The sequence below is a fragment of the Agrobacterium sp. H141 genome, assembly GCF_057158725.1.
Genome location: NZ_CM169893.1, coordinates 3,497,246 through 3,508,629, shown reverse-complemented (window position 1 = coordinate 3,508,629; position 11,384 = coordinate 3,497,246). Strand labels below are relative to the sequence as shown.

Genomic DNA, 11,384 nt, shown 5'->3' with positions numbered 1-11,384 from the left:
GAGTTAACCAATCATCAAGGTTAACAAGGCATCTTTTTCGCATGTAACCGATGTCGCGTATGGAGTGCCGGTTTTGCGTTCGAGTAAGCCTGTGTCTAAGTCGTCCCGTGTCCGCCGCCGGGACTGGGTATCCCCTCTGGTCTTTGGCTGCCTTGCCTGGCTGGCCCTTCCCAACGACGCTGCACGCGGCGATTTGGCCGGCCTTCTGGCAGGCGAAGATAGTGGCCAGCAATGGCGCATGGTCCTGACCCCGTCACCGGCGGGGTCCGTCCATACCGCCGAATTGGCCTTTACCGGTTCGACCGGTCCTGCGGCCTTTTCGGGCGATGCCGGACTGATCATGCCCGACGGGCGCAAGATGGCCTTCGTCGATCTTGAAAAGGATGCGGTGGACACACCGGACGAAGATCGCGTCACCCGCACTCAGAAAAAATCGCGTGTTGTCACCGTCGAGCCCATGCAGCCACCCAAGGCTTTTACGGCGGGCTCGGTCCTGCAGCGTACCAGTATGCTGTTTACGCCGAAGAAAGATGGTGCTGAACAGGCGGCCTTTACCCGGGACAAGCCCAAGAACCTCAAGCTCGCAAGCTTCTACTACCGCAAATCCGACAAGAAGGCGGATCCGGGCGTGCCGACCATGCTGGCCGGCCTCGTGACCAACCGCAAGGCCGATATACTTGCGACCGCCTATGCGCCGCCTGAACCCGATTACGCAAGGGTCTCCCCTTTCGACGCCATTTTGGCAAAGCCGGACGCGGGCCGCTTCGTGCCGCAAATCGCACCCGACGACCACGCCTGGGCCGCCGCCGTGCTGCCGCCTGAGGTGTTTTCCGCCAAGGAGCAGCAATGTCTGGCATCGGGTGTCTATTTTGAGGCCCGCGGCGAATCGGTAAAGGGACAGGCAGCCGTTGCCCAGGTCATTCTCAACCGCGTCCGCAACCCGTCCTATCCGGATACGATCTGCGGCGTTGTCTACCAGAACCAGGATTGGCGCAATCGCTGCCAGTTTTCCTTTGCCTGCGACCGCATAAAGGACCGTATCAATTCGCAGTCGCACTGGAAGGTCGCGCGTGATGTGGCCATGGCGGTGACGGCTGGGAAGATCTGGCTTGATGAGGTTGGCTCTGCCACTCACTATCATGCCGTCTATGTCCGGCCTGCATGGGCACGCACCATGAAGAAGGTCGGCCGCATCGGTCTCCACGTTTTCTATCGCACCTATGGCGGCGGCTGGAGCTGAGGCACACGCCCCATTGGCCTTTCGCACGCAATGCGACAGCGATTCCCCGGCGTCGCTTTAACGGGGAATCGTCACATGCGACTTAAGTCTATGATTTCCCGGTAAAATTTAGTTCATTCACAACCCGATTCCACGCCTTGACTATGCGGGCACTCAAAATTATGGTGCGCGCGACTTCAAAGCGGGCCCGAGGAAGGCGTTACTCAGCCGATTGCATATCCGCAAAAGCCGTTTAGGCTCGCGATACGGCGCAAATCGGACGGAGGATGTCATGGCCAAGGACCGGGAAGAAAGTCTGGAAGAACGCCGCAAGCGACTGGGGGCCGAATTGGCAGAAGTCCGCACTGAGGCGACGGAAGACGGGGAGAGGGAAGTTCGGGCAGAGCAAAGCCGTAAAGGTTATGCACAGGCCATGAAGCTTTCCAGTGAATTCATCTCCGCAATCGTCGTTGGCGCCATTCTGGGCTATCTCTTCGACCGTTTTGTCGGTACAGCGCCATGGGGCATGATTGTTTTGCTGCTTCTGGGCTTTTGTGCCGGTGTATTGAACGTACTTCGCTCCGCTGGCGCCGTGGCCTCGCCACATCCGGTGGATCGTGACGTAGGTAAAGACAGCTCGAATGGGAACGGCAAGGCCTGAACCTGATCGAACAATTCAAATTCCGCGTTTCAGCGGCAAAGCGAGAGATTAAAGACGGTGTCAAACGATCCGACTCATCAGTTCCTGATCAACAAGATTGTCCCGATCGAAATCGGCGGAATTGATTTTTCGTTCACGAACGCGTCACTCTTCATGGTCGCGACCGTGGCTGCCGCATCAGGCTTTCTGTATTTCTCGACATCGAATCGTGGCCTGATCCCGGGCCGCATGCAGTCGCTTGCCGAGATGTCTTACGAATTCATCGCCTCCATGTTGCGTGAAGGTGCAGGCAGCGCGGGGATGAAGTTCTTCCCCATGGTGTTCTCGCTGTTCATGTTTGTGTTGACGGCGAACCTTCTGGGCATGTTCCCGTACTTCTTTACGGTGACCAGCCAGATCATCGTCACCTTTGCCCTTGCTCTCTTCGTCATCGGCACGGTTCTGGTCTACGGTTTCTGGAAACACGGACTGCACTTCCTGCAGCTCTTTGTTCCGCAGGGCGTCCCCGGCATGCTGTTGCCGCTGGTGGTGACGATTGAAATCATTTCCTTCCTGTCGCGTCCGATTTCGCTGTCCGTCCGTCTGTTTGCCAACATGCTGGCCGGCCACATCACGCTCAAGGTCTTTTCGGGCTTCGTCGCATCGCTTGGAGCGCTCGGCGCGCTCGGTATCGGTGGCGCAATCCTGCCTCTCATCATGACCGTCGCTTTGACCGGTCTCGAGTTCCTCGTTGCCTTCCTTCAGGCTTACGTCTTTGCGGTACTGACTTGCATGTATCTCAACGACGCGATCCATCCCGGCGGGCACTAAGGATAATCCACATTGGCGTCCTGAGGCGTCAGTCTACAGCCGCAACAACCCATTCAAGGAGTTTTCACATGGAAGCGGAAGCAGCAAAGTACATCGGCGCAGGTCTGGCTTGCTTTGGTATGGCCGGCACGGCTCTCGGCCTCGGCAACATCTTCGGCAACTATCTGTCGGGCGCACTGCGCAACCCGTCTGCCGCTGACAGCCAGTTCGGCCGTCTGGTATTCGGCTTCGCCGTTACGGAAGCTCTGGGCATCTTCTCGCTGCTCATCGCTCTCCTTCTCCTTTTCGCCGTTTAATTTCGGTCGGAGATCGGGATCACGGCCGGGCCATATGGCCCGCCGTGATCTCTTGCATTAGGAGTACACCTGGAGGTGAGCATGTTTGTGACCCCCGCCTTTGCCCAGGAAACTGCGGTAGAGGACCATAACACGGAGACCGGTGTCGCCCACGAGCAGGGACACGGCGGTGGCGCTTTCCCGCCATTCGACCAGACCACGTTTCCGTCCCAGCTGCTTTGGCTGGTGATTACATTCGGCCTCTTCTACATGCTCATGCAGAAGGTCATCGTGCCGCGCGTCGGTGGTATTCTGGAAAGCCGTCACGATCGCATTGCGCAGGACCTCGACGAAGCCGCACGGCTGAAATCGGAAGCCGATGCTGCGATTGAGACCTATGAGCGTGAGTTGACCCAGGCCAAGGCCAAGGGCAATGAAATCGCCTCTACTGCTCGTGCAGCTGCCAAGGCCAAGGCCGACGCGGAACGCACGGCACTGGAAGCTGAACTCAACGCCAAGCTTGCGTCAGCCGAAGCCAATATCGGTGAGATCAAGACCAAGGCTCTTGCCGAAGTCGATGAGATCGCCAGCGAAACGGTATCGGCCATTGTCGAGCAGCTCATTGGCGCCAAGGCCACCAAGGCGGACGTCAAGTCTGCCCTGACAGCATCCACCAAGGAGGCATGATCATGGCATTGGACGCAACATTCTTCGCTCTTGTCGGCCTGATTCTCTTCTTCGCGCTGATCGTTTATCTCAAGGTGCCGGGCATGCTCGGCAAGGCGCTTGACGAACGCTCCGACAAGATCCGTGAAGATCTGGCCGAAGCCAAGCGCCTGCGTGAAGAGGCTCAGCATCTGCTGGCCGAATATCAGCGCAAGCGCAAGGAAGCAGAAGCGGAAGCTGCAAGCATCGTTGCCGCTGCAGAACGCGAGGCAGCAGCTTTGGCTGCCGAGGCCAAGCAAAAGACCGACGAGTTCGTGGAACGCCGCACCGCGCTTTCCGAACAGAAGATCAAGCAGGCTGAAGTCGATGCGGTTAACGCCGTTCGCTCCGCCGCCGTCGATCTGGCCATTGCGGCTGCTGAAAAGGTTCTCGAAAAGAAAACCGATGAAGCTGTGCAGGCCAAGCTGTTCAAGGACGCTGTCGGGCAGGTCAAGTCACGTCTCAACTGAGAATGCGACCATACCCTTTGAACGAGGCCGGGTTTTGCCCGGCCTTTTTCGTTTATGCTGTCGACTGTGTTGCACAGACAATTGCAGCGATCCTGGAGGGGCAGGGGCCGGATCTCAATCCAGATCGCTGCGGAATGTTTTAAAGCTCAGGCGATGCAGCGGGCAGGGGCCATGCTCGACGATCGCACTGCGGTGTTTCGCAGTGCCATAGCCGGCATGGATCTCGAAACCATAGGCAGTGTGGACCGTGCCGGCCCTTTCCATCATTCGATCACGGCTGACCTTGGCAATGATGGATGCGGCTGCGATCGAGACACAGCGTCCGTCGCCCTTGATCACGGCTGTTCCTGGGCAGTTGAGGCCCGGCGGCACGTCTCGTCCGTCGGTGAGCACGTGCGCGGCTTTCAATTCAAGACCGGCGACGGCGCGTCGCATGGCATCGAGGCTTGCCTTGCGGATATCCGTCTTATCGATCAGTCGCGCGCTGGAGCTTGCGATGGAAACAAAGGCTGTGGCCAGGATTTGCTCAAACAGTTGATCGCGTTTGGCAGCTGACAGTTTCTTGGAATCGTTCAGCCCGTCCGGAATATTGTCGGGGTCGAGAATGACGGCAGCTGCGACCACCGGGCCGGCCAGCGGCCCGCGCCCGGCCTCGTCCGTTCCGGCAACTGGCCAGACACCTTGCCGCCTGAGCGCAAGTTCCATGGAAAAATCAGGCCCTTTGCTCAGGTCCTGAAAGAGTGTGGGAGAATCGGGCGGCGCGCGACGTTTCATGCGGCAGAAGTCGCACGCCGACCCGATTTCCTGCAAGCCCCCGATTGGCGCGTAAAGGGGATTAAAACGCGCCAGGCGGCAGTCCGGGGGCATTTTCCAGCACATGGCGGTGCGCCGGAACCTCAAGGCGTCAGCGCAGGCTGACAGCCGATCTTAAAGAAGCGACAACTGCACACCGCCGCCAGCCGGCGGAATGAACAGGTCATCGCGCAGGTGAATGCTGCGGCGGGTCATCTTCAGCCGTTTCGTCGCCATTTCGAAACGACGGCTGATCTGCCAGGCATAGGGGCCTGCACCCTTCATGCGCTTGCCGAATTCGGCATCGTAATCCTTGCCACCGCGCATGGAGCGCACCAGCGACATCACGTGACGATAGCGGTCCGGATAATGCTGCAGCAACCAGTCCCGAAACAGCGGGCTGACCTCCAGCGGCAGCCGAAGCAGCACATAGCTTGCCTCGGCAGCGCCGGCTGCCTTGCCAGAATCGAGGATACGCTCGATCTCGTGATCGTTGAGGGCCGGAATGATCGGGGCCATCATCACCGCAACCGGAACACCGGCGTCAGACAGGGTCTTGATGGCTTCCAGCCGTTTCGACGGTGTCGCGGCACGCGGTTCCATGGCACGCGACAGCTTGCGGTCGAGCGTGGTCACGGAAATGCCGACCTTCATCAATCCGCGCCCGGCCATGGAGGAGAGAATATCGAGGTCTCTCAGCACCAGAGCGGACTTGGTGACAATCGCCACCGGATGATTGGCCTTGTCCAGCACTTCGAGGATCTGCCGCATGATGCGCCACTCCCGCTCGATCGGCTGATAGGGATCGGTATTGGTGCCGATGGCAATCGTTTTCGGCTTGTAGCCAGGCTTGGACAGTTCCCGCTCCAGAAGCTTTGCCGCATCAGGCTTGGCAAACAGCTTGGCTTCGAAATCCAGTCCCGCCGAAAGCCCCATATAGCTATGGGTCGGTCGGGCAAAGCAGTAGATGCAGCCATGCTCGCATCCGCGATAGGGATTGATCGAGCGATCGAAGGGAATATCGGGCGAATCATTGCGGGTGATGACGGTGCGCGGACGTTCCACCTGGACTTCCGTGCGGAAGGGCGGCATGTCCTCAAGCGTCATCCAGCCATCGTCAAAGGCCACGCGCTCCGTCGGCTCGAAACGCCCGGACGGATTGAGCCCGGCACCACGGCCACGCCGCCGGTCGACCTCGATCCTGAGGCCGGAGGCGGTGACCATGGCATCGGCAATATCTGCCGTGTTCACAGGCTGGAATGCAGCCTGCGTCATATGAGTCAGCTCGTTCATCGAATTCTCCCGTGCGCAACCAGTCGTCCCGCTCAAGTGACTTTATTCCTATCCGCAAAATGAGAACAATGCAAGAACAAACTTCGAAATCCACAGTGGTATTTCGTTGTGCGATGCGGTAAACATAGCGAATGTTGACTGTCATCATGGAGTGCCGCAACCAGGAACCCGAGCTGGCCCAGACCTTGGCAGGTCTTGTCGTCGGCGCGGTGGAGGGCTTGGTAAGCGATGTAATCGTACTGGATCATGGATCCAGCGACGGCTCGTCACGCGTTGCCGATGCGGCTGGCTGCCGCTTTCATGCCGATTGGGACATGAAGGACATCGTGCGTTCGGCGCGGGGCGAGTGGATATTGCTGATCGAGCCCGGTTCGCGTCTGCATGGTCGCTGGATCGAAGAAATCCATGAATATATTGCACTCAACAAGCGCCCTGCGCGCTTTACGGTCGCCCGCCCTTATCGAATGCCATTCTACAAGCGCATTGTGCGCTCCAGTCCGCCACTGGAGCAGGGTTTCCTGCTGCCCAAGGACCAGGCATTGACGATTGCGAAGTCTGGCACGGATCTTGGAACGCTGGCACGCGGCCATAAGCCCAAGCAGTTGCTGACCGAGATGATCCCGTCCTGGGTCGCCCGCCGGGGCAGGGCGCTCGCCGGCGCGTGAAGCCTCGGCTTAGCCTTTTCCGCCACGCTTCAGATGTTCATCCAGACGCGGCATGATTTCCACGAAATTGCACGGCATATGGCGATAGTCGAGCTGCGCCTTCAATATCCCGTCCCAGGCATCCTTGCAGGCGCCGGGAGAGCCCGGCAGCACGAAGATGAAAGTGGCATTGGCAACGCCGCCGGTCGCGCGGGACTGAATGGTCGAGGTGCCGATCTTGTCGTAGGAAATCCGGTGGAAGACTTCTGAAAAGCCATCCATGCGCTTTTCAAACAGCGGTGCCAGCGCCTCCGGTGTCACATCCCGTCCGGTAAAACCGGTCCCGCCGGTTGTGATCACCACATCGATGTCATCGGATTTCGTCCAGGCTTCCACCTGCGCATAGATCAGTGCCTTGTCGTCGGTGACGATGGTGCGGTCCACCAGTCGGTGACCGGCCTCTTCGATCCGGGCGACCAGCGTATCTCCGGATTTATCGTCGGCAAGCGTCCGGCTGTCGGAAATGGTCAAAACCGCGATGCCGACGGCAATGAAGGGACGTTCGTCGTTGATCCGGCTCATGCTGCATCTCCCGCCATTGTTGTCGTTGCCGCAAAGTACCAGTCGGGCCTTCTGCGCGATAGGCTATCTGCTGCGGCTTGTGCTGCGACAAAATCACTGTAGATGCCAAAGCAGCTGGCACCCGAACCGGACATGCGCACCAGTTCAGCACCACTGTCGGCCATCCGTTCTGACAGCGCTGATATATCCGCCAGCAATGCGCGTGCGGGCGGCTCAAGATCATTGCGCAGATCAGCTAGCCACGCGATCCAGTCACCCGTCGACGCGTTCTGAGGACTAGCGCCAGCAGGCGGATTGGTCTTGGTCGTCAATTGCTGGAAGATCGCAGGCGTGGAGACACCCTTCAAGGGGTTCCCGAGCACCACGGCAAAGGCCGGCATGTGAGAAAGCGGTTGCAGCACGTCACCGATGCCGCTCACACGAAGCGGTCGGGATGTCATGCACATGGGCACGTCGGCCCCCAGTCTGACGGCAAGTGCCGATAGCACATCGCCCACAATCTCTGCCTGCCACAGCTGCAGCAACCCTCTGATGGCGGCCGCCGCATCCGCAGACCCGCCACCGATTCCGGCAGCCACCGGCAGGTTCTTCTCTAACGTGATCGCGACAGGTGGCGCCGGATGACCGGAAGCAACAAGGGCCTCACGCAGAAGATCGCGTGCCTTCAAAACGAGGTTTTGGGCTTCCGGTTCGGCGGATAACAGCGGCCCAAAACGCCCCCCCAGATGAAAGCTGTCGGTCTTGGCAGGTGAAAATGTCAGCTGATCGCCCAGAGCGGCAAATGTCACGATACTGTCGAGCAGATGATACCCATCCGCACGCTGGCCGGTGACATGCAGGCACAGATTGATTTTGGCCGGTGCGGTTTCCCTCACCGTGCCATCCACGGGGCTTGGACGCTCCGTCATGATATCAGGACTTCTTGTCCACTTCGCCTTCCACTGGCGCTGCGTCGGCAGGTTTTTCCGCGGTTGCGCCCGCATCGTCCTTCACCGGCGGCAATCCATCGGCGATCTTGGCCTCGAGCTCTGGAATAAGCGTCGCTTCAGGCTCGGATGCCAGTGCCCGCTTCCACTGATATACGGCTTCGAGCTTGCGGCCGACGCGCCAATAGGCATCGCCGAGGTGGTCGTTGATGGTGGCGTCGCCTGCCTTCAACTCGATCGCGCGTTCCAGTTCGGTCACGGCGTCATCGTATTTTTCCAGGCGGTAGTAAGCCCAGCCAAGCGAGTCGACGATGTAACCGTCATCAGGCCGCAGTTCGACAGCCTTGCGGATCATGTCCAGCCCCTCATCGAGGTTGCGGTTCATGTCCACCCAGGAATAGCCGAGATAGTTGAGGACCTGCGGCTGATCGGGGCTGAGTTCCAATGCCTTGCGGAAATTCGGCTCTGCCTTGTCCCATTCTTTCAACCGTTCATAGGCAATGCCGCGCTGGAAGAAGACAGGCCAATGCACCCGGTTCGGTGCAGGGCCGATCTCGTCTACGGCCGTGTCGTAATTGGCGGCCATGGCCTTGTAGTCCTTGGCGTCCGACAACACGCTGCCATAAGCCAGATAGCTGCGGAAATTCTTCGGATCGGACTCGATCAGCTCTGCCAGATGCTTGCGTGCCTCGTCGATCTTGCCGTTCTGCGCCAGTGCCAGACCCAGCTGCATTTCCGAAATCCGCGCCATGGGCGAAGTATCCGGCACGGACTGGTAGTATTTGATCGCCTGTTCCGGCTGATCGTTCTTTTCGGCAATCCCGGCCAGTAGGATCAGCGTGTCGGCAGCCTTTGGCGCCAGCGCATGGGAAAACTGCAGGTAAAGCGTCACCGTGTCTTCGGCGCCGGGGCGGTTCAAGGCACCGCCAACGGAAAACAGCACAGCGGCCGCCCCTTCCGTTGCAGTGCTGACGACCGGTTTTGGCTTCTCGCCTGCGTTGATCTGATCGCGCATCGCCTTGAAGGGCGCGTAATCGCGGATCATCGCATCGCCGATGGAAATGGCGTCCAGCGCCTTCTGCTTGTTGCCCTGAGATGCTTCCAGCGTCGCAAGGGCAATCACGGCACGGCTGAAGGTGTCGGTCGCAGTCGCCCCGCCGTCTCGATCGGTCACGGCCTCATTCAGGTGGCGACGCGCGGTATCGACATCGCCCAGCATGGCTGCAGCAACACCGGCATTGTAGTTCTTGAAGATGGCATACCATGGCGGACCGTCGAGATCGTCCATCATGGCCAGCGCTTGCTTGCCTTTGCCGGCACCAAGCTTGGCCCAGGCAACCAGAAGCGAATTCATCAGGCGGTCGAGATCGTTGGGGCCGTCATAGGCGAGCAGCTTTTCAGCCGCGTTGAACTCACGACTCCGGATAGCGTCAAGCCCGCGCGCAACGGCGGTCACCCGTTCTACCGCAGCATCGTTTTTCAGATCCTTGGCGTATTTCACGCCCTGATCGAAATCGCCCTTCATGAAATGCGCCAGCATCAGCCTCTGGCGAATTTCCACATTGCCGGGGTCCAGATCGAGAGCCTTCTTGTAGAAGACAACAGCGTTGACGAAATCGCGATCGGCATCGGCCGTGCGGGCAGCGAGAAACGCGCCTGAAAACGTGTCGATATCCGAAGGGTCGAAATCGCTGGTGTCGACCGAAGCCTTTGCGTCCCCGGCCGCAAAAGCGTCCATCTGGCCGGGTGCCAGCCACAAGAGGGCAGCGAAGGTTGCACTGGAAAGAAGACGGATGGCAAGTCTTTGCCGCATGAAAAAGCCTTTCAACAAGCGAGCGCCGGGCTCAGCCGGTGAGGTGAGTCGCGAGAGGCGAACTGATTCCGCAACACAATGGCTTTTTTGAAGCCGAGCCGCAAGGCAATGCCACGCCCGGCCCGTCAATTCACACGGGCCACGCAGAAATCGATCACCTCCATCAGGGCATCCTTGCAGGCCCCGTCCGGAACCGGCGCCAGAGCATCGCGAGCAATGGTCCCGTAATGCAGCGCGCGGGCGATTGTGTCGTTCAGACTGCCATATTTTGTGATCAGGCCGAGTGCCTTTTCAAGCTGGGCATCATCCGCATTGCCACCCTCGATCGCGTCCTTCCAGAAGGCGCGTTCTTCCTTGGTGCCACGGCGATAGGCGAGAATGACCGGAAGGGTGATTTTGCCCTCGCGGAAGTCGTCGCCGGTGTTCTTGCCAAGGTCGGCAGATTTGCCGCCATAGTCCAGCACATCGTCAACCAGCTGGAAGGCGAGGCCAAGATTCATGCCGTAGGATTTGAGCGCATTGCGACTGGCTTTGTCGACGCCTGCAATGATCGGTCCGACTTCCGAGGCTGCGGCAAAAAGCGCAGCCGTCTTGGCGCGGATCACCTGAAGGTAGTCGTCCTCGGTGGTTTCCATGTTCTTGGCGACCGACAGCTGTAGCACCTCGCCTTCGGCAATCACGGAAGCGGAGGTGGCAAGCACGTCCAGAGCATCGAGCGAGCCGACTTCCACCATCATCTTGAAGGCCTGGCCGAGCAGGAAGTCGCCCACCAGAACGCTTGCCTGGTTGCCCCAGATCATCCGTGCCGTCGACTTGCCGCGCCTAAGATCGCTTTCGTCCACCACGTCGTCATGCAGCAGGGTGGCCGTGTGCATGAATTCAACGCTGGTCGCGAGCTTGATATGGCCTTCGCCCTGGTAGCCGAACATCTGGGCTGCCGCGAGCGTCAGCATCGGCCGCAGCCGTTTGCCGCCCGAAGAGATCAGGTGGTTGGCCACTTCCGGGATCATCTCGACATCGGATCCGGCCTTTGACAGGATCAACTGGTTGACCCTGTCCATGTCCGAGCGCGTGAGGTCCACGAGCGGCTGGACAGAAGCCTGTTTGTTTTTGCTTTCGCCAAGCGGTATGACAACGCCCAATTTAGGCCACTCCTATTCACATGATTGAGCCGGACAATAATAAATGGCTCCG

General features: G+C 59.3%; 13 protein-coding genes. 7 read left to right on the top strand and 6 right to left on the bottom strand.

Translation table 11 applies throughout. From position 1 onward, the window contains the following. Positions 1-73 precede the first annotated feature (73 nt). From ACWPM9_RS16515 to ACWPM9_RS16490, 6 genes are all read left to right on the top strand, one after another. A complete protein-coding gene (locus tag ACWPM9_RS16515; RefSeq protein ID WP_484755852.1) occupies positions 74-1,240 on the top strand; it encodes a cell wall hydrolase in 1,167 nt (388 codons plus the stop codon). A gap of 271 nt (positions 1,241-1,511) precedes the next feature. Next, a complete protein-coding gene (locus ACWPM9_RS16510) occupies positions 1,512-1,880 on the top strand; it encodes an AtpZ/AtpI family protein (RefSeq protein ID WP_484755851.1) in 369 nt (122 codons plus the stop codon). 57 nt (positions 1,881-1,937) lie between these two features. Beyond that, positions 1,938-2,690 (top strand): F0F1 ATP synthase subunit A, encoded by a 753-nt coding sequence (locus ACWPM9_RS16505; protein ID WP_484755850.1) that lies wholly within the window; start codon positions 1,938-1,940, stop codon positions 2,688-2,690. A gap of 68 nt (positions 2,691-2,758) precedes the next feature. Then, positions 2,759-2,986, top strand: coding sequence for a F0F1 ATP synthase subunit C (locus ACWPM9_RS16500; protein WP_006466154.1), 228 nt, complete (start codon positions 2,759-2,761; stop codon positions 2,984-2,986). An 81-nt stretch (positions 2,987-3,067) separates the two neighbouring features. Then, positions 3,068-3,652: a F0F1 ATP synthase subunit B gene (locus tag ACWPM9_RS16495; protein WP_484755849.1), complete on the top strand. Its 585-nt coding sequence runs from the start codon at positions 3,068-3,070 to the stop codon at positions 3,650-3,652. Positions 3,653-3,654: 2 nt separating this feature from the next. Further along, positions 3,655-4,140, top strand: a complete 486-nt coding sequence (locus ACWPM9_RS16490; protein WP_484755848.1) for a F0F1 ATP synthase subunit B — start codon at positions 3,655-3,657, stop codon at positions 4,138-4,140. A gap of 114 nt (positions 4,141-4,254) precedes the next feature. On the opposite strand, the gene ACWPM9_RS16485 is transcribed toward ACWPM9_RS16490, so the two are convergent. Further along, on the bottom strand, positions 4,255-4,914 hold the full coding sequence (locus ACWPM9_RS16485) for a ribonuclease HII (protein WP_484755847.1): 660 nt from the start codon (positions 4,912-4,914) through the stop codon (positions 4,255-4,257). Between the two features lie 153 nt (positions 4,915-5,067). Then, on the bottom strand, positions 5,068-6,225 hold the full coding sequence (locus ACWPM9_RS16480) for a PA0069 family radical SAM protein (RefSeq protein ID WP_484755846.1): 1,158 nt from the start codon (positions 6,223-6,225) through the stop codon (positions 5,068-5,070). 131 nt (positions 6,226-6,356) lie between these two features. On the opposite strand from ACWPM9_RS16480, the gene ACWPM9_RS16475 reads away from it, so the two are divergent. Continuing rightward, positions 6,357-6,890, top strand: a complete 534-nt coding sequence (locus tag ACWPM9_RS16475; protein ID WP_484755845.1) for a glycosyl transferase — start codon at positions 6,357-6,359, stop codon at positions 6,888-6,890. 9 nt (positions 6,891-6,899) lie between these two features. Here the strand turns inward: ACWPM9_RS16475 and moaB are convergent, their stop codons facing one another. The 4 genes from moaB to ACWPM9_RS16455 form a co-directional block, all read right to left on the bottom strand. Further along, on the bottom strand, positions 6,900-7,451 hold the full coding sequence (moaB, locus tag ACWPM9_RS16470; RefSeq protein ID WP_484755844.1) for a molybdenum cofactor biosynthesis protein B: 552 nt from the start codon (positions 7,449-7,451) through the stop codon (positions 6,900-6,902). Further along, positions 7,448-8,359 (bottom strand): 4-(cytidine 5'-diphospho)-2-C-methyl-D-erythritol kinase, encoded by a 912-nt coding sequence (locus ACWPM9_RS16465; RefSeq protein WP_484755843.1) that lies wholly within the window; start codon positions 8,357-8,359, stop codon positions 7,448-7,450. The genes moaB and ACWPM9_RS16465 overlap by 4 nt, the downstream gene beginning before the upstream one ends. Positions 8,360-8,363: 4 nt before the next feature. Further along, positions 8,364-10,190: a tetratricopeptide repeat protein gene (locus tag ACWPM9_RS16460; RefSeq protein ID WP_484755842.1), complete on the bottom strand. Its 1,827-nt coding sequence runs from the start codon at positions 10,188-10,190 to the stop codon at positions 8,364-8,366. A 125-nt stretch (positions 10,191-10,315) separates the two neighbouring features. Next, positions 10,316-11,332 (bottom strand): polyprenyl synthetase family protein, encoded by a 1,017-nt coding sequence (locus tag ACWPM9_RS16455; RefSeq protein ID WP_428185681.1) that lies wholly within the window; start codon positions 11,330-11,332, stop codon positions 10,316-10,318. Between the last annotated feature and the right edge of the window lie 52 nt (positions 11,333-11,384).

What these genes read in the sequence shown, in the direction of transcription:
- ACWPM9_RS16510 (WP_484755851.1), top strand. Translation starts at nt 1,512, where the DNA reads ATGGCCAAGGACCGGGAAGAAAGTCTGGAAGAACGCCGCAAGCGACTG.
- ACWPM9_RS16500 (WP_006466154.1), top strand. Translation starts at nt 2,759, where the DNA reads ATGGAAGCGGAAGCAGCAAAGTACATCGGCGCAGGTCTGGCTTGCTTT.
- ACWPM9_RS16495 (WP_484755849.1), top strand. Translation starts at nt 3,068, where the DNA reads ATGTTTGTGACCCCCGCCTTTGCCCAGGAAACTGCGGTAGAGGACCAT.
- ACWPM9_RS16490 (WP_484755848.1), top strand. Translation starts at nt 3,655, where the DNA reads ATGGCATTGGACGCAACATTCTTCGCTCTTGTCGGCCTGATTCTCTTC.
- ACWPM9_RS16485 (WP_484755847.1), bottom strand. Translation starts at nt 4,914, where the DNA reads ATGAAACGTCGCGCGCCGCCCGATTCTCCCACACTCTTTCAGGACCTG.
- ACWPM9_RS16480 (WP_484755846.1), bottom strand. Translation starts at nt 6,225, where the DNA reads ATGAACGAGCTGACTCATATGACGCAGGCTGCATTCCAGCCTGTGAAC.
- ACWPM9_RS16475 (WP_484755845.1), top strand. Translation starts at nt 6,357, where the DNA reads ATGTTGACTGTCATCATGGAGTGCCGCAACCAGGAACCCGAGCTGGCC.
- moaB (WP_484755844.1), bottom strand. Translation starts at nt 7,451, where the DNA reads ATGAGCCGGATCAACGACGAACGTCCCTTCATTGCCGTCGGCATCGCG.
- ACWPM9_RS16465 (WP_484755843.1), bottom strand. Translation starts at nt 8,359, where the DNA reads ATGACGGAGCGTCCAAGCCCCGTGGATGGCACGGTGAGGGAAACCGCA.
- ACWPM9_RS16460 (WP_484755842.1), bottom strand. Translation starts at nt 10,190, where the DNA reads ATGCGGCAAAGACTTGCCATCCGTCTTCTTTCCAGTGCAACCTTCGCT.